This is a genomic window from Streptomyces sp. NPDC052301 (genome assembly GCF_044593395.1).
Taxonomy (GTDB): Bacteria; Actinomycetota; Actinomycetes; order Streptomycetales; family Streptomycetaceae; genus Streptomyces.
On record NZ_JBIUBE010000003.1, the window covers coordinates 641,086 to 666,039 of the forward strand.

The 24,954-nt window shown below is 71.9% G+C and carries 23 protein-coding genes; 2 read left to right on the forward strand and 21 right to left on the reverse strand.

The genetic code is table 11. From position 1 onward, the window contains the following. Window positions 1-17: 17 nt before the first annotated feature. The 8 genes from ACIHEJ_RS10140 to ACIHEJ_RS10175 all read right to left on the reverse strand — a co-directional run bounded on the left by ACIHEJ_RS10140 (window position 18) and on the right by ACIHEJ_RS10175 (window position 7,642). Complete coding sequence (locus tag ACIHEJ_RS10140; RefSeq protein WP_400133763.1) at window positions 18-1,607, reverse strand: amino acid adenylation domain-containing protein; 1,590 nt, start codon at window positions 1,605-1,607, stop codon at window positions 18-20. Window positions 1,608-1,803: 196 nt separating this feature from the next. Next, window positions 1,804-3,030, reverse strand: a complete 1,227-nt coding sequence (locus tag ACIHEJ_RS10145; protein WP_400133765.1) for an MFS transporter — start codon at window positions 3,028-3,030, stop codon at window positions 1,804-1,806. A 259-nt stretch (window positions 3,031-3,289) separates the two neighbouring features. Further along, entirely contained in the window at window positions 3,290-3,985 is a 696-nt protein-coding gene (locus ACIHEJ_RS10150; RefSeq protein WP_400133767.1) for a response regulator, read from the reverse strand. Next, window positions 3,982-4,632 (reverse strand): sensor histidine kinase, encoded by a 651-nt coding sequence (locus tag ACIHEJ_RS10155; RefSeq protein WP_400133769.1) that lies wholly within the window; start codon window positions 4,630-4,632, stop codon window positions 3,982-3,984. The genes ACIHEJ_RS10150 and ACIHEJ_RS10155 overlap by 4 nt, the downstream gene beginning before the upstream one ends. 177 nt (window positions 4,633-4,809) lie before the next feature. Continuing rightward, window positions 4,810-5,553: an SIR2 family NAD-dependent protein deacylase gene (locus tag ACIHEJ_RS10160; protein WP_400133770.1), complete on the reverse strand. Its 744-nt coding sequence runs from the start codon at window positions 5,551-5,553 to the stop codon at window positions 4,810-4,812. Window positions 5,554-5,599: 46 nt separating this feature from the next. Then, the gene (locus ACIHEJ_RS10165) at window positions 5,600-5,905 is read right to left on the reverse strand and encodes a hypothetical protein (RefSeq protein ID WP_400133772.1); all 306 of its coding nucleotides are present in this window, start codon (window positions 5,903-5,905) and stop codon (window positions 5,600-5,602) included. Between the two features lie 125 nt (window positions 5,906-6,030). Further along, complete coding sequence (locus ACIHEJ_RS10170) at window positions 6,031-6,525, reverse strand: NUDIX domain-containing protein (RefSeq protein ID WP_400133773.1); 495 nt, start codon at window positions 6,523-6,525, stop codon at window positions 6,031-6,033. Between the two features lie 28 nt (window positions 6,526-6,553). After that, window positions 6,554-7,642, reverse strand: coding sequence for an ADP-ribosylglycohydrolase family protein (locus ACIHEJ_RS10175; RefSeq protein WP_400133775.1), 1,089 nt, complete (start codon window positions 7,640-7,642; stop codon window positions 6,554-6,556). Window positions 7,643-7,807: 165 nt separating this feature from the next. Between ACIHEJ_RS10175 and ACIHEJ_RS10180 the strand changes: the two genes are divergently transcribed. Next, window positions 7,808-8,944, forward strand: a complete 1,137-nt coding sequence (locus ACIHEJ_RS10180; protein WP_400133776.1) for a glycerate kinase — start codon at window positions 7,808-7,810, stop codon at window positions 8,942-8,944. Window positions 8,945-9,265: 321 nt separating this feature from the next. Here the strand turns inward: ACIHEJ_RS10180 and pssA are convergent, their stop codons facing one another. The 9 genes from pssA to ACIHEJ_RS10225 all read right to left on the reverse strand — a co-directional run bounded on the left by pssA (window position 9,266) and on the right by ACIHEJ_RS10225 (window position 20,231). Next, entirely contained in the window at window positions 9,266-10,087 is an 822-nt protein-coding gene (pssA, locus tag ACIHEJ_RS10185) for a CDP-diacylglycerol--serine O-phosphatidyltransferase (protein WP_400134022.1), read from the reverse strand. A gap of 22 nt (window positions 10,088-10,109) precedes the next feature. After that, window positions 10,110-10,766, reverse strand: a complete 657-nt coding sequence (locus tag ACIHEJ_RS10190; protein ID WP_400134024.1) for a phosphatidylserine decarboxylase — start codon at window positions 10,764-10,766, stop codon at window positions 10,110-10,112. Between the two features lie 170 nt (window positions 10,767-10,936). Next, window positions 10,937-12,142: an acyl-CoA dehydrogenase family protein gene (locus ACIHEJ_RS10195; protein ID WP_400133778.1), complete on the reverse strand. Its 1,206-nt coding sequence runs from the start codon at window positions 12,140-12,142 to the stop codon at window positions 10,937-10,939. A 3-nt stretch (window positions 12,143-12,145) separates the two neighbouring features. Continuing rightward, the gene (locus ACIHEJ_RS10200) at window positions 12,146-12,658 is read right to left on the reverse strand and encodes a MaoC family dehydratase (RefSeq protein WP_019757884.1); all 513 of its coding nucleotides are present in this window, start codon (window positions 12,656-12,658) and stop codon (window positions 12,146-12,148) included. Between the two features lie 5 nt (window positions 12,659-12,663). Continuing rightward, on the reverse strand, window positions 12,664-13,629 hold the full coding sequence (locus ACIHEJ_RS10205; RefSeq protein ID WP_400133779.1) for an HpcH/HpaI aldolase/citrate lyase family protein: 966 nt from the start codon (window positions 13,627-13,629) through the stop codon (window positions 12,664-12,666). Next, a complete protein-coding gene (locus tag ACIHEJ_RS10210) occupies window positions 13,626-15,674 on the reverse strand; it encodes a protein meaA (RefSeq protein WP_400133781.1) in 2,049 nt (682 codons plus the stop codon). Before ACIHEJ_RS10210 ends, ACIHEJ_RS10205 begins: the two co-directional genes overlap by 4 nt. A gap of 18 nt (window positions 15,675-15,692) precedes the next feature. Continuing rightward, complete coding sequence (gene ccrA / locus ACIHEJ_RS10215; protein WP_400134026.1) at window positions 15,693-17,030, reverse strand: crotonyl-CoA carboxylase/reductase; 1,338 nt, start codon at window positions 17,028-17,030, stop codon at window positions 15,693-15,695. A 428-nt stretch (window positions 17,031-17,458) separates the two neighbouring features. Continuing rightward, window positions 17,459-18,280, reverse strand: a complete 822-nt coding sequence (locus ACIHEJ_RS10220; protein WP_400133782.1) for a TetR family transcriptional regulator — start codon at window positions 18,278-18,280, stop codon at window positions 17,459-17,461. Window positions 18,281-18,416: 136 nt separating this feature from the next. After that, entirely contained in the window at window positions 18,417-20,231 is a 1,815-nt protein-coding gene (locus tag ACIHEJ_RS10225; RefSeq protein ID WP_400133784.1) for a 3-hydroxyacyl-CoA dehydrogenase family protein, read from the reverse strand. Window positions 20,232-20,613: 382 nt separating this feature from the next. Here ACIHEJ_RS10225 and ACIHEJ_RS10230 point away from each other — a divergent pair, with 382 nt between their 5' ends. Then, window positions 20,614-21,198 carry an adenylosuccinate lyase gene (locus ACIHEJ_RS10230; RefSeq protein WP_400133786.1) on the forward strand — a complete coding sequence of 195 codons (585 nt, stop codon included), beginning with the start codon at window positions 20,614-20,616 and terminating at the stop codon, window positions 21,196-21,198. Between the two features lie 7 nt (window positions 21,199-21,205). Here the strand turns inward: ACIHEJ_RS10230 and ACIHEJ_RS10235 are convergent, their stop codons facing one another. From ACIHEJ_RS10235 to ACIHEJ_RS10250, 4 genes are all read right to left on the reverse strand, one after another. Continuing rightward, window positions 21,206-21,394, reverse strand: a complete 189-nt coding sequence (locus ACIHEJ_RS10235) for a hypothetical protein (RefSeq protein WP_400133788.1) — start codon at window positions 21,392-21,394, stop codon at window positions 21,206-21,208. Window positions 21,395-21,571: 177 nt separating this feature from the next. Then, a complete protein-coding gene (locus ACIHEJ_RS10240; RefSeq protein WP_400133789.1) occupies window positions 21,572-21,970 on the reverse strand; it encodes a RidA family protein in 399 nt (132 codons plus the stop codon). Window positions 21,971-22,027: 57 nt separating this feature from the next. Then, the gene (locus ACIHEJ_RS10245; RefSeq protein ID WP_400133791.1) at window positions 22,028-23,593 is read right to left on the reverse strand and encodes an alpha/beta hydrolase; all 1,566 of its coding nucleotides are present in this window, start codon (window positions 23,591-23,593) and stop codon (window positions 22,028-22,030) included. 158 nt (window positions 23,594-23,751) lie between these two features. Beyond that, entirely contained in the window at window positions 23,752-24,861 is a 1,110-nt protein-coding gene (locus ACIHEJ_RS10250; protein ID WP_400133793.1) for an Rv2578c family radical SAM protein, read from the reverse strand. Window positions 24,862-24,954 lie beyond the last annotated feature (93 nt).

The window sequence follows — 24,954 nt, forward strand, 5'->3', positions numbered from 1 at the left end:
GTGGGAGGTGGCTGAGGTCAGGCGAGGGTGGCGGCGCGGGTGCCGAGCCACTGGCGCAGGGCGCCGCGGTCGACCTTGCCGTTGGCGTTCACCGGCAGGTCGTCCCGGGTGTGCACGGACTTGGGGACCATGTAGGCGGGCAGGGCCCGCGCGGCCGCGTCGGCCAGGTCCGGCGCCGGGACGGGTCCGGTGACGACCGCGGTGAGGGCGGAGTCGTCCGGCCACACCAGGCAGACGGCCTCCGTGGCGCCGGCCCGGCGCAGCACGGCCTCGACCTCGCCGAGTTCGATGCGGTGGCCCCCGACCTTCACCTGCTGGTCGTTGCGGCCGAGGCAGACCAGGTCGGCGCCCTGCCGGCGCACCAGGTCGCCGGTGCGGTAGTAGCGGCGGCCGTCGTGCTCGAAGAACCGCTCCGCGGTGAGCTCCGGGGCACGCCAGTACCCGGGGGTGGCCTGGGGGCCGGCGACGCACAGCTCCCCGGTGGCGCCGTCGGCCACGGGTGCCAGCCGCTCGTCCACGACGAGTCCGTGCAGGCCCGGGTAGAGGCGGCCGATGGGCACGTTGTCGTGGACGCACTGCGCGGGGCCGGACACCGGGTCCCAGCGGTGGACGGAGCAGGCGATGGTCAGCTCCGTCGGACCGTACAGGTTCTCCACGACCGAGCGGGGTGCGGCCGCCTGCCACGCCTCGGCGGTCGCCCGGGGCAGGGCCTCCCCGCAGAACAGGCTCCAGCGCAGGGTCGGCATCGTGCCCGGCAGCAGGGCGCCTCGCCGGCGCAGCACCGCGGCCACCGACGGCACCGAGAACCACACGGTGATGCCGTTGCGCTCCAGGTACTTGGCGGGCGCGAGGATCTCGATCGGATCCATGGCGCACACGCGGGCGCCGTGCTCCCACGCCATGAACAGGTCGAACACCGACAGGTCGAAGGTCTGGTCGAACGTCTGCGAGAACCGGTCGTCGGGGGTGATCGCGTACCGGGCCTGGTTGGCGTCGAGGAACGCGCGGACGTTGCCGTGGGTGATGGGCACCCCCTTGGGCGTGCCGGTGCTGCCGGAGGTGAACAGCAGGTACGCCAGGTCGTCCGGGCCGGTCCCGGGCAGCTCGCGCAGCTCCGGCGCCGCGTCGAGGTCGGCCGCCCTGAGGACGCGGGCAGCGTGGGCACCCGGGGCCGGGGCGCCGGCCGGGCCGTCGTCGTCGGGCAGCAGAAGTGCGGGCGGACGGGCCGTGCCCGCGAGCAGCTCGGGCAGCTGGGCGGCGGAGGCCCGGTCGACGATCAGGGCGTCGAGTTCCGCGCGCTCCAGCATGGTCCGGGTCCGGTCGAGCGGGAACTTCCGGTTCAGCGGGACGAACGCGGCCCCCGCGTACAGCGCCGCCAGGACGCCCAGGTAGGCGGGTTCGCTCCGGTGGGCGAAGACGCCGACGCGGCGGGGCCGCCCGTCGCCGTGGGTCTCCAGCAGACGGGTGGCCCAGCGGCGGGCCGTGGCGTCCGCCTCGCCATAGGTGAGACTGCGACGGCCGATGGTCAGGGCGATGCGGTCCGGGTGGGCCGCGGCGTGCCGGCGGAAGCCTTCGGCGAGGGCCCTCGTCTGCATGCTGGCAGTCATGGTGTCCTTCGGGTACGGGTGTGGAAGAAGGTGGCGCGGGCCGGCGTCGGCGCGCGGGCTGCGCTCCGTCCGGGTGACGCGGTGCCGGGCGCGCGGTGGTCGGGCACGGCCGCCCGCACGGGGCCGGGTGCCGTCCGCTCGGACGGCGGGTCACGGCGAACCGCGGGCGGCGCGGCGCGCCGGGAGGGTCCGGCGGTCAGGTCTCGGCCGCGACCGGGACGCCGACGCGGCTGCCCGCGGTCAGGGCGACCCGCTCCGCCGTGACGCCGGCCGCGGCGAAGACCAGGGCGGCGCCGATCCAGCCGGCGGTCCCGGTGCCGAGCAGCAGCCCCGTGACGGCGATGGGTCCGAGCACCCGCTGGCCGTTGATGCTCAGGTTGAACACGGACAGATAGCGGCCGCGTGCCTCGGGCGGGGCCAGGGCGATGGACAGGTCCCACACCGCGGCATTGGCGATCACCTCGCCCAGGGAGAGGGCGAGCACGGCCGCGCTCAGCCAGGCCACGGAGGTCCAGCCGGGCGTGGCGCCCGCCGCGGCGAAGCACAGACTGCCCACGGCGAGGACCGCGCCGGTCCAGGTCAGCATCCGGCTCGTGCGGCGCAGGCCGTCGGCGAACCGGCTCACCGGGATCTGCAGGACCACCACCAGCACCGTGTTGGCGGCGAACAGGACCGACACCATCACCCGGGGCGCGTCGGTGTGGTCCAGGACCCACACCGGCATGGCGACGAGCAGCAGCGCGTCGAAGAACGACAGCAGGAAGTTGAGCCCGGTCAGCGCCAGGTAGCGGGCGTCCGGCAGGGCCCGTTGCCGCTGTGTCCGCTCCGCGCGGGACGACCGGGCCGTCGTCCCCGCGGCGCGGTCCTCGTGGACGCGCAGCACCAGAACGGCCCCGCAGAAGAACGCGCAGGCGATCGCCGCGAGGACGACGCGGTAGGCGGTCGCCGTGTCGGAGACCAGGGCCGCGCCCGCCCCCATGGCGCCGACGCCGAGCCCGCAGTTGCGGACGACGTTGACGACCGCGAGCAGCCGGGTGCGGTCCTGCTGGTCCGGGACGGCGTTCGCCACCAGGGCCTGCAGGACCGGCGGGCCGGCCCGGTCACAGGCCACCGCGCACAGGGTCAGCGCCATGAACTGCCAGAAGGAGGTGACGAAGGCGTACGCCCCGCAGCACACCCCCCGGCCCACGTACACGACGGCCAGCACGCGCCGCGCCCCGTAGCGGTCGGCGAGCACACCGCCGTAGAGGGAGACCAGCAGCGCGACCCCGCCGGCCGTGGCCAGTCCGGTGGCGACCTGGTTGGGCGTCAGCCCGACCTGCCGGGTGTAGTACGCCATGGAACTGGCCATGAACAGGCCGATGCCGAGGGACTGCACGAGTGCGGCGACCACCAGCTTCCGGCCCCCCGCGGTCAGTTTCATCCCGCTCCGTCCCCCGCCCCACTCGGTGCTCGACTTTCCGCATGATGGTGAACGGATGCGCAGAATCACTCCGGCGGACAGCGAAAGGATTCAGCCATTCGCTGTCGATTTCTCGCCGGAGAGTCGCTCCCTTTCGGGCAGAGTTCCCGGAGAGCTGTTCCTCGCCACCCGTTCGTGAACATCGGCTCGGGGAAGACGGTAGATCAGGAAGGCCCGGCGGATGCGGTTCTGGGCGCACTGGGAATTCCGTGCGGAAACCTCATTCTGCTCCTTCTGCCAACACCGTGCGCAGACCGTAGTGATGCTCGGGGCGGCCCGCGTCCCCGTACTTCAGGCTCAGCCGGACGCCGCCCCGCTCCTCCAGGCGCTTGAGGTAGCGCTGGGCGGTGGAGCGGCTCACTCCCGCCCGCTCGGCCACCTCGTGCGCCGACAGCGGCCGGTCGGCCTCGCGCAGGGTCCGGCGGATCAGCTCGGTGGTCGGCCCGGAAAGACCCCGGGAGGCGGAGACGGGGGCCGCCGCGGCCTCCCGGGCGCCGAAGACGCTGTCCAGCCCGTCCTGCTCCAGCTGGTCCGCGTCGTCGAGCAAGCCCCGCACAGCGGCGTACGACTCCAGCTTGGCGCGCAGCGCGGGGAAGGAGAACGGCTTGACGAGGTAGTGCAGGACGCCGTAGCGCCGGGCGGCGCGCACCGACGCGGCGTCCCGGGAGGCCGACACCATGATCACGTCGACGGGGTACTCGCCCTGCCGCAGCTGGTGCACCAGCCGCAGCCCGGTACGGTCCGGCAGGTACTGGTCGAGGAGGATCAGGTCGATCCCGCCCCGCTGCACCGCGGCGAGGGCCTCGCCGGCGGTGTGGGCCCGCGCGGCCACCCGGAAGCCGGGGACCCGGGCCACGTAGGCGGCGTTGACCTCGGCCACATGGAAGTCGTCGTCCACCACGAGCACGTCGATCACCGGCCGACCACCGCCTCGGGGGCGAGCGCCCGGGGCAGCCGTACGGTGAACACGGCGCCCCCGCCGGCGCGTTCGTCCAGGGCGACCGTGCCGTCGTACTGGTCGGCGATCCGCCGGACCTGCGCGAGCCCCACGCCGCGGCCGTGGTGCGGTTCCTTGGTGGACCAGCCCTCGATGAAGACGTGGGGGCGCGCGTCGGGCGGGACACCGGGCCCGTTGTCGGCGACCCGCAGGATGACGGTGTCGCCCTCCGCCCACACGTCGACGTCGACCCGGGGGTCCGGGACGGGACGGGCGGCCACGGCGTCCAGGGCGTTGTCGATCAGGTTGCCCAGCACCATCATCAGGTCGTGGGGGACCAGTGCACGGCGCGGGAGGCTGGTGCTCGCCCCGATGTGCAGGGTCACCCCGCGCTCGGCGGCGACGGCGCTCTTGCCCACGAGCAGTGCGCTGAGCACCGGTTCGCGGACGTGGTCGGCACGACGGGTTTGCGTGGTCCGTGCCCGGGTCAATTCCGCGATGAACTCACTCGCTCTGTCGTACATTTCCATGTGAAGCAGCCCGGCCACGGTGTGCAGGCAGTTGGCGAACTCATGATGCTGAGCACGCGCCGTCGTGATGAGAACTCGGCTTGTTTCCGACCTCATGCCCCGTTTTGTCCCGTGTGTGATTGTGTCGTCAGGTCGTCAACCTGTGTATCACGAATCATTTGGACACAGCAATTAATGTTTCAGTAAAAAGCGGGGCGACCGGAATGTCGACCGAGTAAAGGGAAAGCGGATTCCCGGGTAATCGACAAGCCGGGGGGACTTGGCGAACTCGAATTACTTCTCCGCGTCGCTTTCTTCGCCGAGCCGGCGCAACAGCTCGGGCAGGGCGGTGCCGATGGGCTCGCGGACGACCTCGTCGGCCAGTTCGTCGTACGGCGTCGGTTCGGCGTTGACGACGATCAGACGGGCCCCGTGGTCGGCGGCCACACCGACCAGCCCGGCGGCGGGCTGCGCCCGCAGGCTGCTGCCGACGGCCAGGAACACCGTGCAGGCCTTGCTGATCGCCGCGGCCTCGCCGAGCACCACCGGGTCCAGCCGCTCGCCGAACATCACCGTCGCCGACTTCAGGACACCCCCGCACTCCAGGCACGGCGGGTCGTCCTCACCGGCCTCGACCCGGGCGAGGGCGTCCTCCATCGGCCCGCGGGCATGGCACCGGGTGCAGACGACACCGCGTGCGCTGCCGTGCAGCTCCAGCACCTTGCGGGCGGGCATCCCGGCGAGCTGGTGCAGCCCGTCCACGTTCTGGGTGATGACCCGCACCGGGACGCCGGACCGCTCCAGCTCGGCTACGGCCCGGTGGGCGGAGTTGGGCTCGGCCCCGAGGGCCTGGCTCCTGAGCCGCATCTGCCAGGACCGCCGCCGGATCTCCGGATCGCTCATGTAGTACTCGTACGTCACGAGCTTCTCGGCTTCGGGGTCCCGCCGCCACAGCCCGTTCGGGCCGCGGTAGTCGGGGATGCCGGAGTCGGTGGAGATACCGGCCCCGCTGAGCACGGCGACGAGAGGCTTGGTCATGGAGCCGAGGGTAGGCCGGGCGGACCGGCCGCCGCGAACGCATATCTCAGCTGATCGACGCCCACCGCACGGCGGCCACGGCGGCCAGCACCAGGACGGGGGCCGCCCACCCCCAGCCCAGGACCCGCCGGGACAGCAGCCACAGCCCCAGGGCGCCGGCCGCGGCTGTGAGGGCGAGGAGACACGCCACGGCGATCCCGGCGTACGCGGCGTCGTCCCAGGGGCCGGAAGGGCGCGTGACGAGCGCCGCCCAGCAGAAGAACGCCGTGACGAGCGTGAGCAGGGCGACCGGCACGGCGAGGACCCGGTTCAGGCAGCCACGGCCGTCGTCCGGTCCGGCGGGGCGGGGCATGTGCGCGGTGTCCTCCTGGTGTGTGCCGGGTTTGCGCACCCGGCGTGACCTCATGATGCCGGCGCCCGGGCGACGGCCGTGGCGCTCGGCGCTCACCTCGACGCGGAGCCCGGGCCGCGCCCGGTTCACGCCACCCGGTGGCCGTTCTCCAGTTCCGCCGGGCCGGTGCCGGCGGCGAGGGTGTCGAGCGCGGTCAGGACACGGCGGCCGAGGGCATCGGGCAGGAGGCCGGCGATCTCCTCGCGCCGGACCAGACGCCAGGACAGCAGTTCCTCCTCCTGCAGGCGGATGGCCGCCAGGTCGGCGTCCGTGAGGACACCGCCGTCGTACAGGTAGGCCACCAGCGGCGGGTGCGCCTGGCCGCGGACCCAGTCCACGGCCAGCAGCCGGCCGAGCTCCCGGTCCAGGCCGATCTCCTCCAGCGTCTCGCGCCGTGCGCCCTGCCGCGGGGTCTCGCCGTCGTCCGACTCGATCGTGCCGCCCGGAAGGGCCCAGCCCTCGCGGTAGTTGGGCTCGACGAGCAGCACCCGCCCCTCGGCGTCCCGGAAGAGCGCGGCGGCACCGGCGAGCACCCGGGGGAGGCTCGCGATGTACGTGGCGAAGTCTGGCGTGGTGGTCATTGAGGAAGGGTAACCAGCCGGTGCCCGGCTACCGTCCGGCGGTCGCCAGGCGCAGGGTGCGTTCGGCCAGCGCACTGATCCGTACACCGTCGAAGCCGAACACCGCGCTCCGCACCGTGTCCTCGAGCGGGTCCGTCCACTGGGCGGGGATCGCGTCCGCGCCGGTGAGGACCCCGGCCACCGAGCCGGCCGTCGCCCCGTTGGAGTCGGTGTCCAGCCCTCCCCGCACGGTCAGGGCGATGGTCCGGGTGAAGTCGCCGTCGCCGTACAGCAGCCCGGCGGTCAGCACGGCCGCGTTCGGCACGGTGTGGATCCAGCCGAGCCCGGCGGTCTCCTCGGCCACCGTGGCCACGGTCTCCTCCCAGGGCAGCCGGGTCTCGTGCAGGGTCGCCACCCGGCGCACGGTACGGGCGAGCCGGCTGCTCGCCGGGATCACGCCGAGCGCCGTCTCCAGCGCCTGGCGCACGGTCGGCGCGGTGAAGGCCGCCGCGACCAGCGCCGCCGCGAACATCGCGCCGTAGACACCGTTTCCGGTGTGCGACAGCGCCGCGTCCCGGCGCGCGAGACCCGCCGCCCGGGCCGGCTCGCCGGGACAGGTCCAGCCGAAGACGTCGGCGCGGATCAGCGCCCCGATCCACTCCTGGTACGGGTTGTCGTACGTCGCCGTCAGCGGCGGCTTCAGCCCGTTCGCCAGATTCCGGTACGCCGCCCGCTCCGCGGTGAACGTCTGCAGGTACGGCAGCCTGAGCAGCCACAGGTCGCCGACCTGCTCGGTGCTGAAGCCGAAGCCGCGGGTCTCCAGCAGGTGCAGGCCGAGGATCGCGTAGTCCACGTCGTCGTCCCGGCAGCTGCCGTGGATCCGGCCGCGTACGCACTGGCGCCACTCCGGGCGCAGTACGGCGGTCTCGGCCGCGTCGGCGGGCTCGGGCAGGTAGTCCGTGAGCGGCAGCGCCGCGGCCCCGCGCAGATAGCGGTCGATGCGGTCCCGGGTCCACACCTCGCCCTGTTCGACCGGTTTGCCGAGCATGTTGCCCGCGATCCGGCCGAGCCAGCCGCCGTGGATGCGGTCGGCGAGGTCCGGTGCGGCGCGCGGGGCGGTCACGGGCAGGGTGGTCATGGCTGGGATGTACCCGTTTTCCCCAGCGGCCTCCCAGCGGCTTCCCAGCCTTCGGGCGGGGCATGACGGCGGAGGCCGCTTGCGGTTATGGTCGCAGCGGCGCGACTGGCCCTGACGTGCGCGGGGCCCGGAGAGCAAGGGGAAAGCAAGGTGGCGGACGCTGCAGTGAACGAGACCCGTCGGGTGCTCATCGCCGCGGACAAGTTCAAGGGCTCGCTGACGGCCGTGCAGGTCGCCGAGTGGGTGACGGCGGGGCTGCGCCGGGTCGTGCCCGACCTCGCGGTCGAGGCCCTGCCCGTGGCCGACGGCGGCGACGGCACGGTGGACGCGGCGGTCGCGGCCGGCTTCGAGCGGCGGGAGATCAGGGTCGCCGGGCCGCTGGGGCAGGAGGTCACGGCCGCGTTCGCGCTGCGCGGTGACACCGCGGTCGTGGAGATGGCCGAGGCGAGCGGCCTGCAGCGGCTGCCGGCCGGTGTCTTCGCGGCGCTCACGGCCTCCACGTACGGCTCCGGCGAGCTGCTGCGCGCCGCGCTGGACGCGGGCGCGCGCACGATCGTGTTCGGCGTGGGCGGCAGTGCCACGACGGACGGCGGCGCGGGCATGCTGTCGGCGCTGGGCGCGCGGTTCCTCGACGAGGAGGGCGAGCCGGTGCCGCCGGGCGGCGGAGGGCTCGCCGGTCTGGCGCGGGCGGATCTGTCCGGGCTCGACCCGCGGCTGGCCTCCGTGGAGCTGGTGCTGGCCAGCGACGTCGACAATCCGCTGACGGGGCCGAAGGGCGCCCCGGCGGTGTACGGCCCGCAGAAGGGGGCCTCGCCGGACGACGTGGACACCCTGGACGCGGCGCTGGCCCACTTCGCGAAGGTGCTGGAGGCCGAGGCCGGCCCGCGTGCCGCCGAGTACGCGGCGGCGCCGGGTGCGGGCGCGGCGGGCGGCATCGGCTACGGCGCGCTGCTGCTCGGCGCCCGGTTCCGGCCCGGCATCGAGGTCATGCTGGACGTCCTCGGCTTCGCTCCGGCGCTGGAGCGGGCCTCGCTGGTCATCACCGGTGAGGGGTCGCTGGACGAGCAGACGCTGCACGGGAAGGCGCCGGCGGGCGTGGCCGCCGCCGCTCGGGCCGCGGCCACGCCCGTGGTGGCGGTGTGCGGGCGGCTGGCGCTGTCGCAGGAGGCGCTGCTGGGGGCCGGGATCGAGCGGGCCTACCCCCTCACCTCGGTGGAGCCGGACGTCGCCACGTGCATCGCGGACGCGGGCCCGATCCTGGAGCGGGTCGCCGTCCGCATCGCCGAGGACCGCTTGGGCTGAGGTACCGGGGGCTGCGCCCCCAGGACGGTCACGCGAACGAGGGGCCCCGGACCGGAAACGGTCCGGGGCCCCTCCTGCAAGCGCCGCTGCGGCAGCCGGGGCGTCGGCGGGCCGGGTCGTCGCAGACGCCGGGCCGGGGCCGGTCCTGGACCGGGTCGCCGCCCGCGTCGCTCCCGGAACGGTCGCCGTCCGCATCGCCGAGGGCCACCCCCGGGGCCGCCGGGGGGGTGGCCCTCGGGCCGGTCACGACGGCGAAGGGCCCCGGAACCCGATCCCGGGTCCGGGGCCCTTCGTACCAGCGGCCGCGAGGCGACCGCACCGCTACGGCAGCTGCGCCGTCCGGGCCTCCCGGCGGTTGTCGCGGAAGTTGTTCACGCGACGCGCCGTGGCGAACAGCGGGATCACCGCGCCCATGACCAGCTGCAGCGCACAGCCCGTCTGCAGTAGCAGCTGGCCGCTGGGTGCGTCGAAGGCCCACGCCGCCAGCAGACCCATGGACAGCACGATCCAGGACAGCATCGCCCCGGCGAGCCGGCCCCGCGGCTTGGGGTACTCCACCCGGCTCACCATCAGCCAGGCCGTCCCCAGGATCGCCAGCAGCGTCGCCACGAAGGGCAGCTCCAGCAGCACGATCGAGACGACCGTCAGCGCGCCGAACGGCGACGGCATGCCCTGGAACACGCCGTCCTTCATCGTCACGCAACTGAAGCGTGCCAGCCGCAGTACGACGGCCAGGAGCACCACGATCGCCCCGAGCGCCGCGACTCTCTGGTGCGCGTCGTCGGCGACCATGCCGTAGACGAGGACGAAGTACGCGGGCGCCAGCCCGAAGCTGATCAGGTCGGAGAGGTTGTCCAGCTCCGCGCCCATCGGCGACGAGCGCAGCTTGCGCGCCACCAGTCCGTCGAACAGGTCGAAGACGGCGGCGCAGAGCATCAGGATCACGGCCGTGGCGGCACTGTGCCGGGCCATGCCCGCGGACTCGTCGTTGCCCGTCAGGTGCGGGATCAGGATGCCGGTGGTGGTGAAGTACACCGCCATGAACCCGCACGTGGCGTTGCCCAGGGTGAGGGTGTCCGCTATCGACAGGCGCAGAGAGAGGGGCATCTCCTCCTCTTCGTCCACCTCGTCGGCCTCGGGCACCCAGCCCGCCTGGGTCTCCGGATCAATCACGGTCAATGCGAGTCACCCCAGCCACGGTCTTCTGTCCGACCTCGACCGCGACCTCCACGCCCTCGGGCAGGTAGAGGTCGACACGCGAGCCGAAGCGGATCAGACCGATACGGTCGCCCTGCTCGACCTTCGTGCCCTCAGGGATGTAGGGCACGATGCGGCGGGCCACCGCGCCGGCGATCTGGATCATCTCGATGTCGCCGAGTTCGGTGTCGAAGTGCCAGACTACGCGCTCGTTGTTCTCGCTCTCCTTGTTGAAAGCCGGAACAAAGCCGCCGGGGATGTGCTCGACGGACGTCACCGTGCCCGCGAGGGGCGCGCGGTTGACGTGGACGTTGAGGGGGCTCATGAAGATCGCGACGCGGGTGCGCCCGTCCTTCCACGGCATGATGCTCTGCACCACACCGTCGGCGGGCGAGATGACCCGGCCGGTGGCGATCTCACGCTCGGGGTCGCGGAAGAACCACAGCATGCCCGCCGCGAGTGCGGTGGCGGGCACGGCGACGGCCTTGGCGGCGCCCGAGCGGCGGGCGCGGGCCAGGCTGAGGGCTGCGGTGGCGACGGTCGGGAGAAGCCACGGCGATGCTCCGCGCGCGAGGCGTACGCCGGCTCGGCTGTCGCGAGGTGCAGAGGTGAGGCTGTGGGGCATGGATGACCTTCGTAGCGGATGATGCCGCACTCTGACGGGGGACGGCGGCTTTCCCGGGATCGTACCGGTCGCGGACCACAACTGGGCAAGCCAGTCAGCCGAGTCGGCGGCCGAAGGCCGCCTACGGGGTGTGATCTTCTTCTCGAAGAAAACACCCCGTATCCGGACAATCAGCCCTGGAACCGATACTCTTCGAGCAACCTGCGACCAATGATCATTTTCTGGATCTCGGCGGTGCCTTCACCGATGAGCAGCATCGGCGCCTCCCGGTACAGGCGCTCGATCTCGTACTCCTTGGAGAAGCCGTAGCCGCCGTGGATGCGGAAGGCGTCCTCCACGACCTCCTTGCAGTACTCGGAGGCGAGGTACTTCGCCATGCCCGCCTCCAGGTCGTTTCGCTCCCCGGAGTCCTTTTTGCGGGCGGCGTTGACCATCATCGCATGGGCGGCCTCGACCTTCGTGGCCATCTCCGCCAGCTTGAACTGGATGGCCTGGTGCTGGGCGATCGGCTTGCCGAAGGTGTGCCGCTGCTGGGCGTACTGCACCCCCAGCTCGAAGGCGCGCTGGGCGACACCGCAGCCACGCGCCGCCACGTTGACCCGGCCGACCTCGACGCCGTCCATCATTTGGTAAAAACCTCGGCCGGTGACGCCGCCGAGCACCCGATCGGCCGGAAGGCGCAGGCCGTCCATGATCAGCTCGGTGGTGTCGACGCCCTTGTAGCCCATCTTGTCGATCTTGCCGGGGATGGTCAGGCCCGGGCGGACCTCACCGAATCCCGGCTCCTTCTCGATCAGGAAGGTCGTCATGGACTTGTGGGGCGCCGTGCCCTCGGGGTGTCCTTCGTCACTGCGGACCAGGACGGCCACGAGCGACGACGTGCCGCCGTTCGTCAGCCACATCTTCTGACCGTTCAGGACGTACTCGTCACCGTCCTTGACCGCCTTCGACGTGATCGCCGACACATCGGAGCCCAGGGCCGGCTCCGACATCGAGAAGGCGCCCCGGATGTCGCCGGCCGCCATCCTCGGCAGGAAGTGGTCCTTCTGCTCCTGCGTACCGTGCTGCTTGAGCATGTACGCGACGATGAAGTGGGTGTTGATGATGCCGGACACCGACATCCAGCCACGGGCGATCTCCTCCACGCACAGCGCGTAGGTGAGGAGCGACTCGCCCAGGCCCCCGTACTCCTCCGGGATCATCAGACCGAACAGGCCGAGCTCCTTGAGCCCGTCGACGATCTGCTGCGGGTACTCGTCGCGGTGCTCCAGCTCCGTCGCGACAGGAATGATCTCCTTGTCGACGAAGTCCCGGACGGTGGAGAGGATCTCCTGCTGGACGTCGGTCAGACCGGCGGTCTGGGCGAGACGGGCCATGGCCTACTTCTCCTGCTGCTTGAGTTCCGGGCGACCGGGCTGCTCGCCGCCGCGCTCCTTGATGTACGTCTCGGTGGGCACCATGACCTTGCGGCGGAAGACGCACACCAGGGTGCCGTCCTGCTTGTAGCCCTTGGTCTCGACGTAGACGATGCCGCGGTCGTTCTTCGACTTCGACGGCCACTTGTCCAGCACGGTCGTCTCGCCGTAGATCGTGTCGCCGTGGAAGGTCGGCGCCACGTGCTTGAGCGACTCGATCTCCAGGTTGGCGATCGCCTTGCCGGAGATGTCCGGGACGGACATGCCGAGCAGGAGGGAGTAGATGTAGTTGCCCACGACGACGTTCTTGCCGAAGTCCGTCGTCTTCTCCGCATAGTTCGTGTCCATGTGGAGCGGGTGGTGGTTCATGGTGAGGAGACAGAACAGGTGGTCGTCGTACTCCGTGACCGTCTTGCCCGGCCAGTGCTTGTACGTCGCCCCGACCTCGAACTCCTCGTAGGTGCGTCCGAACTGCATCGCGCTCAGGCCTCCGGGATCTCGAACTTGCTGGTGCGCTGCATGCCGGCGGCGCGGCCCTTGCCGGAGATGACCAGGGCCATCTTGCGGCTGGCCTCGTCGATCATCTCGTCGCCCAGCATCGCGGAGCCCTTCTTGCCGCCCGCCTCGGACGTGTAGTAGTCGTACGCGTCCAGGATCAGCTCGGCGTGGTCGTAGTCCTCCTGGGAGGGCGAGAAGATCTCGTTGGACGCCTCGACCTGGCCCGGGTGCAGCACCCACTTGCCGTCGAAGCCGAGCGCGGCGGCGCGCTGCGCGACCTCGCGGTAGCCCTCGACGTTGCGGATCTGCAGGTAGGGGCCGTCGATCGCCTGGAGGTTGTTGGCACGGGCGGCCATCAGGATCTTCATCAGGATGTAGTGGTAGGCGTCCGCCGGGTAGCCGGGCGGCTGCTCGCCCACGACGAGGGACTTCATGTTGATGGAGGCCATGAAGTCGGCCGGGCCGAAGATGATCGTCTCCACGCGCGGGGAGGCCTGCGCGATCGCGTTGACGTTGTTCAGGCCCTGCGCGTTCTCGATCTGCGCCTCGATGCCGATCTTGCCGACCTCGAAGCCCATGGTCTTCTCGATCTGCGTCAGCAGCAGGTCCAGCGCCACGACCTGCTCGGCCGTCTGCACCTTCGGCAGCATGATGCAGTCGAGGTTCTGGCCGGCGCCCTCGACGACCGTGACGACGTCCCGGTACGTCCATTCGGTCGTCCAGTCGTTGACGCGCACGACCCGCGTCTTGCCCGTCCAGTCGCCCTCGTTGAGGAACTTGACGATGGTGTGCCGCGCCTCGGGCTTGGCGAGCGGCGCGCACGCGTCCTCCAGGTCGAGGAAGACCTGGTCCGCCGGGAGGCCCTGCGCCTTCTCCAGGAAGCGCGGGTTGCTGCCCGGGACGGCCAGGCAGGAGCGCCGCGGGCGAAGGCGGTTGACGGGGGTGGTCATGCGGGGACCTCCAGGGGGTCGAGCTTGTTCGCTTTCCGGATCTCGTCGGCGATGGCGCCGATGATTCCGGTGATGTCGAAGTCCTTCGGGGTGAAGACGGCGGCCACTCCGGCTTGCCTGAGCTGCTCGGCGTCCCCGTTCGGGATGATGCCACCTGCGATCACGGGTATATCTGTGGCACCGGCCACACGCAGCCGCTGGAGTACGTCCGGCACCAATTGGGCGTGCGAACCGGACAGGATCGACAGGCCCACCGCATGCACGTCCTCGGCGAGGGCCGCGTCCACGATCTGCTCGGGCGTCAGGCGGATGCCCTGGTAGACCACCTCGAAGCCGGCGTCACGGGCGCGGACGGCGATCTGTTCGGCGCCGTTGGAGTGCCCGTCCAGGCCCGGCTTGCCGACCAGGAAGCGCAACTTGCCGACGCCCAGCTCGCGGGCGGTGGCGTCCACCTTGGCGCGGACCTCGGCGAGCGCGGAGCCCGGCTCGGCGGTCACCGCCACCGGCGCGGACGACACCCCGGTGGGTGCCCGGAACTCTCCGAACACCTCGCGCAGCGCCCCGGCCCACTCGCCGGTCGTGACGCCGGCGCGGGCGCACTCCAGCGTGGCCTCCATCAGGTTCTCGGTGCCCTTGGCGGCCTCCTTCAGCCGTTCCAGCGCCTTGCAGGGGCGCGGGTGGTTGAAGGGCGGCTGGTAGCGCGTGTCGCGCCAGGTCTCGAGCCCGGCGATGACGCGGGCCTCGACCGCCGGGTCGACCGTCATGATCGCGGTGTCCAGGTCGGCCGTCAGCGGGTTCGGCTCGGTGCTCTCGAAGGCGTTGACACCGATGATCTTCTCCTCGCCGGACTCGATCCGGGCCCGGCGCTCGGCGTGCGAGGAGACCAGCTGGGACTTCAGGTAGCCGGACTCCACGGCGGCCATCGCGCCGCCCATCTCCTGGATGCGGTCGATCTCCGCGAGGGCGTCCGCGACCAGCTGGTCCACCTTCGCCTCGATCACCTTCGAGCCCTCGAAGATGTCCTCGTACTCCAGCAGGTCGCTCTCGTAGGCGAGCACCTGCTGGATGCGCAGGCTCCACTGCTGGTCCCAGGGCCGGGGCAGGCCGAGCGCCTCGTTCCAGGCGGGCAGCTGCACGGCACGCGCCCGGGCGTCCTTGGACAGCGTCACCGCCAGCATCTCCAGCACGATCCGCTGGACGTTGTTCTCCGGCTGCGCCTCGGTCAGGCCGAGGGAGTTGACCTGGACGCCGTACCGGAACCGGCGCTGCTTGGGGTTCTCGATGCCGTACCGCTCGCGCGTGACCTGGTCCCAGATGCGGCCGAACGCGCGCATCTTGCACATCTCCTCGACGAAGCGGACGCCCGCGTTCACGAAGAAGGAGATACGGGCGACCACGTCCCCCATGCGCTCCTGCGGCACCTGGCCGGAGTCGCGCACGGCGTCGAGGACGGCGATCGCGGTGGACATCGCGTACGCGATCTCCTGCACCGGCGTTGCCCCGGCCTCCTGCAGGTGGTAGCTGCAGATGTTGATCGGGTTCCACTTCGGGATGTGGGAGACCGTGTACGCGATCATGTCCGTCGTCAGGCGGAGCGACGGGCCCGGCGGGAAGACGTGCGTCCCGCGGGACAGGTACTCCTTGACGATGTCGTTCTGGGTCGTGCCCTGGAGCTTGGTGATGTCCGCGCCCTGCTCCTCGGCGACGACCTGGTAGAGCGCCAGCAGCCACATGGCGGTGGCGTTGATCGTCATCGAGGTGTTCATCTGCTCCAGGGGGATGTCCTGGAACAGCCGGCGCATGTCACCGAGGTGTGCGACGGGCACGCCCACCCGGCCGACCTCGCCGCGGGCGAGGATGTGGTCGGGGTCGTAGCCGGTCTGCGTCGGCAGGTCGAACGCCACCGACAGACCCGTCTGGCCCTTGGCGAGGTTGCGCCGGTACAGCTCGTTGGACGCCTCGGCCGTGGAGTGGCCGGCGTACGTGCGCATGAGCCACGGCCGGTCCTTCTCCCGCTTCGTCTCGGCGGTCTGACGCTCAGTCATCTATGACCTCGGGTGTCCTCAGATGTTGCGGAAGCGGTTGATGGCGTCGATGTGCTTGGCGCGCATCTCCTCGTCGCGCACGCCCAGGCCCTCCTCGGGCGCCAGGCACAGCACGCCGACCTTGCCCTGGTGCAGGTTGCGGTGGACGTCGTAGGCCGCCTGGCCGGTGTCCTCCAGGGAGTAGGTCTTCGACAGGGTGGGGTGGATCTTGCCCTTGGCGATGAGGCGGTTGGCCTCCCAGGCCTCGCGGTAGTTGGCGAAGTGGGAGCCGATGATCCGCTTCAGGGACATCCACAGGTAGCGGTTGTCGTACTCGTGCATGTAGCCCGAGGTCGAGGCGCAGGTGGTGATGGTCCCGCCCTTGCGGGTGACGAAGACGCTCGCGCCGAAGGTCTCGCGACCGGGGTGCTCGAAGACGATGTCGATGTCCTCGCCGCCGGTGAGCTCGCGGATGCGCTTGCCGAAGCGCTTCCACTCCTTCGGGTCCTGGGTGTTCTCGTCCTTCCAGAACTTGTAGCCCTCGGCGTTGCGGTCGATGATCGCCTCGGCGCCCATGGACCGGCAGATGTCCGCCTTCTGGTCGCTGGAGACGACGCAGATCGGGTTGGCGCCGCCGGCGAGCGCGAACTGCGTGGCGTAGGAGCCGAGTCCGCCGCTCGCGCCCCAGATCAGGACGTTGTCGCCCTGCTTCATGCCGGCGCCGTTGCGGGACACCAGCTGCCGGTACGCGGTGGAGTTCACCAGGCCCGGCGCGGCGGCCTCCTCCCAGCTCAGGTGGTCCGGCTTCGGCATCAGCTGGTTGGACTTGACGAGCGCGATCTCGGCGAGGCCGCCGAAGTTGGTCTCGAAGCCCCAGATGCGCTGCTCGGGGTCGAGCATCGTGTCGTTGTGGCCGTCGGAGGACTCCAGCTCGACGGAGAGGCAGTGCGCGACGACCTCGTCGCCCGGCTTCCAGGCGTTGACGCCCGGGCCGGTGCGCAGCACGACGCCCGCGAGGTCGGAGCCGATGATGTGGTACGGCAGGTCGTGGCGCTTGGCCAGCTCGTTGGTGCGGCCGTAGCGCTCCAGGAACCCGAACGTGGACAGCGGCTCGAAGATCGAGGTCCACACCGAGTTGTAGTTGACCGAGGAGGCCATGACGGCCACCAGGGCCTCGCCCGGGCCGAGCTCCGGCACGGGGACCTCGTCCAGGTGGATGGACTTGCGCGGGTCCTTGTCGCGGGTCTGCAGGCCCGCGAACATCTCCGTCTCGTCCTTGTGCACGGTGATCGCGCGGTACGAGTCGGGGAGCGGCAGGGCGGCGAAGTCGGCGGACGTGGCGTCCTTCGACTGGATCGCGTCCAGGATGTCCTTCACGGTCACGGTGTTGCCTCCGGCGGTGAGCGCCCTGAGGGAGGGGCGCTGAGGGTTCGTCGGGCTGCGATGAGTGCTGCTGAGGGTCTGGGTGTGTGCCGTCGGTTCGGCTCGGTGGTGCTTCGGCAGCGCTTTGTGGCGCGGGAGGGTGCCTGTGACGCAGGCGTCCGGGCGCGCAGGGCCATCGCCTTGCGGGGACAGCCGGCGAGCGAATGGTCTCTGCGCGCCGGCCGCCCGGACACCTTCAACGTATGACACCGCGTGTCAGGTGGCAAGGCACTGAGTGCCAGAACGTGCTCTCAGATGAAATCTTTACGTAACAAATGAGCGATGATCGATCGAACGGGCCGTGAAATGTGCTGGAAAACGGGCCCTGACATGGCAAAACGGCCACCCCGAAGGGTGGCCGTCCTCACAGTGCCGAAGCGGGCTCAGCGCTCCTTCAGCGCCTCCTCGATGGTCCGCATGACCTCGTCCAGCGGGGCGTCGGTGCGGGCGACCGTCACCAGCACCTCGCCGTGCGCGGAGACCGCCGCCGGGCCCGATCCGGCGGCCGGCGCGGGGGCCGCACCGCGCCCGGCCCCTATCCCGGTGCCGAACGTCTTCCGCACGATCGCGAAGGCGTGGTCCAGCTGCGCCTCGACGTCCCCCTGGCCGCCCGCCCGCAGCCAGCGCCGCAGCACGTGGTTGTGGGCGGTGACCACCGCGGACGCGGCGACCTCGGCCAGCAACGGGTCGTCGTTGGCGTCGTCGGCGTGTGCGTGCTCGTCGAAGTGGCCGAGCAGATAGCGGGTGAAGAGGCGCTCGTAACGGGCCACCGAGGCGATCTCGGCCTCGCGCAGGGTGGGCACCTCGCGGGTGAGCTTGTAGCGGGCGACCGAGATCTCCGGCCGGGCCGCGTACATCTTCATGACTTCCTTGATGCCGCGGCACACGGTGTCGAGCGGGTGCTCGTGCTGCGGGGCGGCGTTGAGGACCGCCTCGGCGCGGATCAGGGTGTCGTCGTGGTCCGGGAAGATCGCCTCTTCCTTGGAGCGGAAGTGCCGGAAGAAGGTGCGACGGGCGACCCCGGCGGCGGCCGCGATCTCGTCGACGGTGGTCGCCTCGTACCCCTTGGTCGCGAACAGCTCCATGGCTGCGGCCGCCAGCTCCCGGCGCATTTTCAGCCGCTGGGCGGCGGCGCGACTGCCTGCGGCGCTTTCCGGCGCGTCGGGCGTGGCTGGTGTACGTGAGGACTTGGCGGGCTGGGGCATGACCCGAAAGTACTGCATGTGTGCAGCTCGATGCGCAGGTGTGGGCTCTCCTCCGCCCGCGGGGGGCGGGGGAGAGCCGGCGGGGTCGAGCAGGCCGCCCCAGTCCGGCTCCGTCCTGAGCCCGTCCCCGACGCCGTCAGCGGCGGGCATACTCGCGGAAGCCGCGGCCGGTCTTGCGGCCGAGGCAGCCCGCGGCCACCAGGTGCTCCAGCAGCGGAGCCGGGGCGAGGCCGGGGTCGCGGAACTCGCGGTGCAGCACCTTCTCGATGGCCAGCGAGACGTCCAGGCCGACCACGTCCAGCAGTTCGAAGGGGCCCATCGGGTAGCCGCCGCCCAGCTTCATCGCCGCGTCGATGTCGTCCAGGGAGGCGTAGTGCTCCTGGACCATCTTGATCGCGTTGTTGAGGTACGGGAACAGCAGCGCGTTCACGATGAAGCCGGCCCGGTCGCCGCAGTCCACCGCGTGCTTCTTGATCTTCGTGCAGACCTCGCGGACGGTCGCGTGGACGTCGTCGGCCGTCAGGACCGTGCGGACCACCTCGACCAGCTTCATCGCCGGGGCCGGGTTGAAGAAGTGCATTCCGATCACGTCCTGCGGGCGCGAGGTGGCGCGGGCGCAGGCGACGACGGGCAGCGAGGAGGTGGTGGTGGCGAGGACCGCGCCGGGCTTGCAGATCTTGTCCAGCGCGGCGAACAGCTGCCGCTTGACCTCCAGGTCCTCGGCGATCGCCTCGACGGCCAGGTCGACGTCGGCGAAGGCGTCGTAGGAGCCGGCCGGGGCGATCCGGTCCAGGATCTGGGCCGCGGCCTCGGCGGTCAGCCGGCCCTTGTCGACGGAGCGGGCGAGGTTCTTGCCGATCCGCGCCTTGGCGGCCTGCGCCTTCTCCTCGCTGCGGGCGGCCAGGACGACGTCGTAGCCCGCCTTGGCGAACACCTCGGCGATGCCGGAGGCCATGGTGCCGGAGCCGGCCACGCCGACGGAGCGGACGGGACGGCCGGTGGCCTGCGCCGCTCCGTCGGCCGGGGTCAGCGCGTCCGGCACGACCGCGGCGCTGCCCGGCGCCTCGTACGTGTAGAAACCGCGCCCGGACTTGCGGCCGGTCAGGCCCGCCTCGCTGAGCTGCTTCAGGATCGGGGCGGGGGCGTGCAGCCGGTCGCGGGACTCGGCGTACATGGCCTCCAGGACCGTGCGCGCGGTGTCGATGCCGATCAGGTCCAGCAGCGCGAGCGGGCCCATGGGCAGACCGCAGCCGAGCCGCATCGCCGCGTCGATGTCCTCGCGGGAGGCGTACCGGGCCTCGTACATCGCGGCGGCCTGGTTGAGGTAGCCGAACAGCAGCCCGTCCGCGACGAAACCGGGGCGGTCACCGACCGCGACCGGCTCCTTGCCCAGCTCGATCGCGAGATCCGTGACCGCGGCGACGGCCTGCGGGGCGGTCAGCACCGAGGAGACGACCTCGACCAGCCGCATCGCGGGCGCCGGGTTGAAGAAGTGCAGACCGAGCACGCGCTCGGGGCGGGCCGAGTCGGCGGCGAGGCGGGTGACGGACAGCGCGTTGGTGCCGGTCGCGAGGATGGTCTCCGGGCGGACGATGCCGTCCAGCTCGCGGAAGATCTGGTGCTTGATCTCGTACGACTCCGGGGTCACCTCGATGACCAGGTCGGCGTCGGCCGCCGCGGCGAGGTCGGTGGAGGTGCGGACCCGGGCCAGGGCGTCGGTGCGCGCCTGCTCGGTGAGCCGGCCGCGCTCCACGCAGCGGGCGGTGGAGGCCTCGAGGGCGGCCAGGGACTTCGCGGCCTGGGCCTCGCTGATGTCGATGCCGATCACCTCGCGGCCCGCCTTGGCGAGGACCTCGGTGATGCCGGTGCCCATGGTGCCGAGACCGACGACGGCGATCGTCTTGAACGGGGACACGGGGGTGCCGGACTGGGGGGACAGGGGAGTGGCCATCGCGGGACTCCAGGAATGAGGGTGACGACGAGGAACGCGCCGGGTGCGCCGAGGGGCGCACCACGGAGCGGAAAGGAGTGCGGGTGTTGCCGGGCTGCGAGCGCACACGCCCGGTGCTGCCGGTGCCACGGGCGTGCACACGCCCGGGAACGGCGGATTCCGACCGGCTCTGTCCCGAAGCCGGGTCGTACTGCGGTACTTGGCGTACCGAACCGACAGATGCTCGCGACGGCCGCGTCACCAAACCGTCACCAGCGAAGTGCGAGAGGGTGTCTCGCTCGTCTGAGCTTAACCCGCGAGTAACGAGCGCGCCAGCCCTGTGGCCGAACCCGACTTTGTGATCTGGCTCCCTCCCCGCACCCGCCCCGCCTACGCTGGTTTCGTGGACGAAGAGTTGCGCTCGCTCACGGAGCGTTCACGGCAGGAGTCGCGCGGCTCGGCGGCGTTCGACGGGCTGCTGGCGACCGAGGATCACGACGAGCTGGCGGAGGTGCTCACCGCCCCCGGACAGCCGCTGTGGGCCAGGGAACTGGCCGCGTTCCGGCTCGGCGTCGCGGGCGACCGGCGCGCCTTCGAGTCCCTGGTGCTGCTCCTCAACCACCGGGACCCACCGCGCTGCGCCTCCGCCGCGTACGCCCTCGCCCGGCTCGGCGACCCCCGCACGGCCCGGGCGGCCGCCGCCCTCGCCACCAACGAACTGCGCGTCGCCTACGCCCTGCACCCCGTACGGCTCCTGGTACGGCTGCGCGCCCCCGAGTCCGTGCCCGCGCTGATCACCACCCTGGAGCGCCGGCTGCGCCCGCACGACCCCTACCGGCGGGTGGCCCTCGCCTGCGTGGAAGGCCTCGGCACCCTCGCCGACCCCCGCGCCCGCCGGGTCCTGAACGAGGCCCTGGCCCACCCGCCCCTCGCGGAGGCCGCGGTACACGCACTGGCCCGCATCCCCCAGGAGGAGGAGGCGAGATGAGCCCCGCTCAGCCGCCCGGAGCCCGGACGTACCGCACCTCGGGCACACGCACGCCGTCCACCTCGAGGGCCTCCTCGGCACCGTCGGGCCGGAATCCGGCGCGCTCGTGGAGCCGGCGGGCGGGCAGGTCGCCCTCGAACACCCACAGCAGCATGCGCGGGTGCACCTGCTGACCGCGTCGGTCGAGGTTCCCCACGGAGCCGTCACCCTGTGCGAACCGGCTCCCGCCGCCGCTCGGCGTCCGCCGTGACGCTGAGCCCGTCGAGGTACGACCGCGGCGCGAGGCCCCGACAGGCGTGCTGCCGGCCGCGTACGCGGATCTCCGGGACGCGCTCGCAGCCGGTGAGGCCCACCGGCCGCCCCGCCAGGGACGTCACCCGTCCACCACCGCGAGTGCCTCGATCTCCATCAGGAACTCCGGTGCCACCAGGCCGGACACCTGGACCGCCGAGGACGCCGGCAGGCGGTCGTCGGGTATGTGGACGGTGCGGGCGGCGCGGATCGCGGGCATGTGGGCCATGTCCGTGACGAAGTACGTCAGCTTCACCACGTCCTCGAAGCCGGCCCCCGCGGCGGCCAGACAGCGCCTCAGGTTCTCGAACACCTGGCGGGCCTGGGCCGCCGGGTCGCCCTCGCCGACCAGCTCGCCGTCCTCGTCCAGGGGGAGCTGGCCGGAGACGGCGACGATGCGGCCGGCCGCCGAGACGACATGGCTGTACTGGGTCGCGGGGGCCACGCCGCCGGGGGCGGGGATGCGGGTCGGTTCAGTCATGCGGCCATGATGGGCCACGTCACCGACAACGCCCCCGGCGGGCCGTCGCCGACCGGCTCACCGGCGGTGGCCGAGCAGGGTGTGCAGGGTGGAGCCGGCGGACGCCGCCGAGGCCGCCTTCGCCGTCTGCGGCTTCGGGTCGGGCGACTTCGCGCAGACCGCGTCGGCCACCCCCGCGCCGTGCGGCAGCGTGCCGTCCTTCAGATACGCGGCCAGATGGCGGTCCAGGCAGGCGTTCCCGCTGAGCGTGATGCCGTGGTTGCCGCCGCCCTCCTCCACCACCAGGCTGGAGCGGGCCAGCAGCCGGTGCGCCGTGACACCGCCGGAGTAGGGCGTGGCCGCGTCGTCGGTCGACTGGAACAGCAGCGCCGGCGGGAGCTCGGCGTTGGCGATGTCCACCGGCTTCAGCGCGGTGGCCGGCCAGAAGGCGCACGGCGCGTTGTACCAGGCGTTGCTCCAGGCCATGAAGGGCGCCTTCCGGTACACCGCCCAGGTGTCCGTGTGCCACCGGTCCCAGTGCCGCGCCCACGAGGTGTCGCGGCACTGCACCGCCGTGTACACGCTGTACCCGTTGTCGCCCGAGCGGTCCACGGCCCCGAAGTCGTCGTACGCCTTCACCAGCGGTTCGGCCTTCCCGCCGTGCACGTACGCCGCGAACGCCGCGGCGAGACGGGGCCAGTAGCCGTTGTAGTAGCCGCCCGGGATGAACGTGTCCTCCAGCTCCGAGGCGCCCACCCTGCCGCCCGCCGGCCTCCTCGCCAGCGTCGCCCGCATCGCGTACCACTCGGCCTCGACCTTCGCCGGGTCCCTGCCCAGCCGGTACGTCGCGTCGTAGCGGGCGATCCACGCCATCAGCGCCCGGTGACGGCTGTCGAAGGCGTAGTCCTGGCGGAGGTTGTCCTCGTACCAGATCCCGGTCGGATCGACGACCGAGTCCAGCACCAGCCGGCGCACCCGCTCGGGGTACAGCTTCGCGTAGACCGCCCCGAGGTAGGTGCCGTAGGAGTAGCCGAAGTAGCTGATCCGCGGCGCGCCGAGCGCCCGGCGGACGGCGTCCAGGTCCCGCACGGTGCTGACGGTGTCCATGTACGGCAGCACGTCGGCGTACTTGCGCACGCAGGCGGCGGCGAAGGACCGCGCGCGCGTGAGCCCGGCCCGCTCCAGGGCGGGCGTGGCCGGCACGGTGTCCGCGCGGACCGGCCGGAAGTGGCCCGGCACGCAGTCCAGGGCGGGAGTGCTCCGGCCGACCCCGCGCGGGTCGAAGCCGATGACGTCGTACTGGGCGGCGACGTTCCGGGGCAGCGCCGACGCGACGAACCCCGCGAGCGCCAGCCCGCTCCCGCCCGGCCCGCCGGGGTTGACCAGCAGCGGGCCCTGCGAGGTGCGGGCGGTGTGCGGGACGCGGGACAGGGCGAGCGTGATCGTCCGGCCGGCCGGGTTCGCGTGGTCCAGCGGCACCTTCAGCGAGGCGCACTGGAGCGTGGGGTAGTCGCCGGTGCCGCACTTCTTCCAGACGAGCCCCGCCGCCGCGGCGGCCGGCTGCGTCGCCTGCGCGGGGACGGCCGCGACCGAGCCCGCCAGCACGGCGGCGGCTGCGCACAGCACGGCTGCGCGTCTTCTCATGGGTCCTCCCGGGACGGAGGGTTCGGCGAACCGCGAGAATCGCGGGTCTCGCCGCATCGTCCCGAAGGCGGAGCCCCGCAGAACCTGTTGCGGCCATTCTTGACCCGATCGCCCGCGAGATGCCCTCGAACGCCCCGTCACGGCCACCCGGCACGGACTCACATGAGGGTGAGCTGGGTCGGCTCGGGCGCGGCCGGGGCGTCGGCCGGCCGGGCCGGGCGGATCCGGCGGGCCGTTCCCGCGCGCGTGGGCCCGATGCCGTACTCCCGGGCCAGCTCGTGCACCTGACGGGTGATCCGGCGCTGGTACCACGTGGGTGCGTAGGCGCCCTGCGCGTACAGCCGCTCGTAGCGGCGCACCAGGTGCGGATGGTGCTGCCCGAGCCAGGCCATGAACCATTCACGGGCGCCGGGGCGCAGATGCAGCACCAGGGGCGTCACCGAGGTGGCCCCGGCCGCCGCGATCGCCCGTACCGTGGCCCGCAGCCGGTCGGGTTGGTCGCTCAGGAACGGGATCACCGGGGCCATCAGCACCCCGCAGCCGATGCCGTGCTCGCCCAGGGCGCGGACGACGTCCAGCCGGCGCTCGGGCGCGGGTGTGCCCGGCTCCACCGTGCGCCACAGGTCGCCGTCCAGGAAGCCGACGGAGACCGAGATGCCCACGTCCGTCACCTCGGCCGCCCGGACGAGCAGGTCCAGGTCGCGCAGGATCAGGGTGCCCTTGGTGAGGATGGAGAACGGGTTCGCGTGGTCGGTGAGAGCGGAGATGATGCCCGGCATGAGGCGGTAGCGGCCCTCCGCGCGCTGGTAGCAGTCGACGTTGGTGCCCATCGCCACGTGGTCGCCCTGCCAGCGGCGGGAGCCGAGCTGGCGGCGCAGCACCTCGGGCGCGTTGACCTTCACCACGATCTGGGTGTCGAAGCCGATGCCGGTGTCGAGGTCCAGATAACCGTGGGTCTTGCGGGCGAAGCAGTACACGCACGCATGCGTGCAGCCCCGGTACGGGTTGACGGTCCATTCGAACGGCATGCGCGAGGCGCCCGGCACCCGGTTCAGTACCGAGCGCGCCCGGACCTCGTGGAAGGTGATGCCGGCGAATTCCGGCGTGTCGAAGGTGCGGACGGTGACGGCGTCCGCACCGAACAGCGCGGCCTCGGCGGCCCGGCCGTGCTCGGTGGCGTCCCCGAGCGCCCCGAGCGCCCCGGGCCCCCCGGGTGCGCCGGTCCGTCCGTCCTGCCCGGTCTCCACGGCGAGGTTCTCCCAGCGCATGACGCCTCCTCGGTAGCACTGCGCCACACAATAGAACATCTGTTCCCATGATCGTGCGGGCCCCGATTTGGGCGGCCGGGCGCCGGGGTGGTT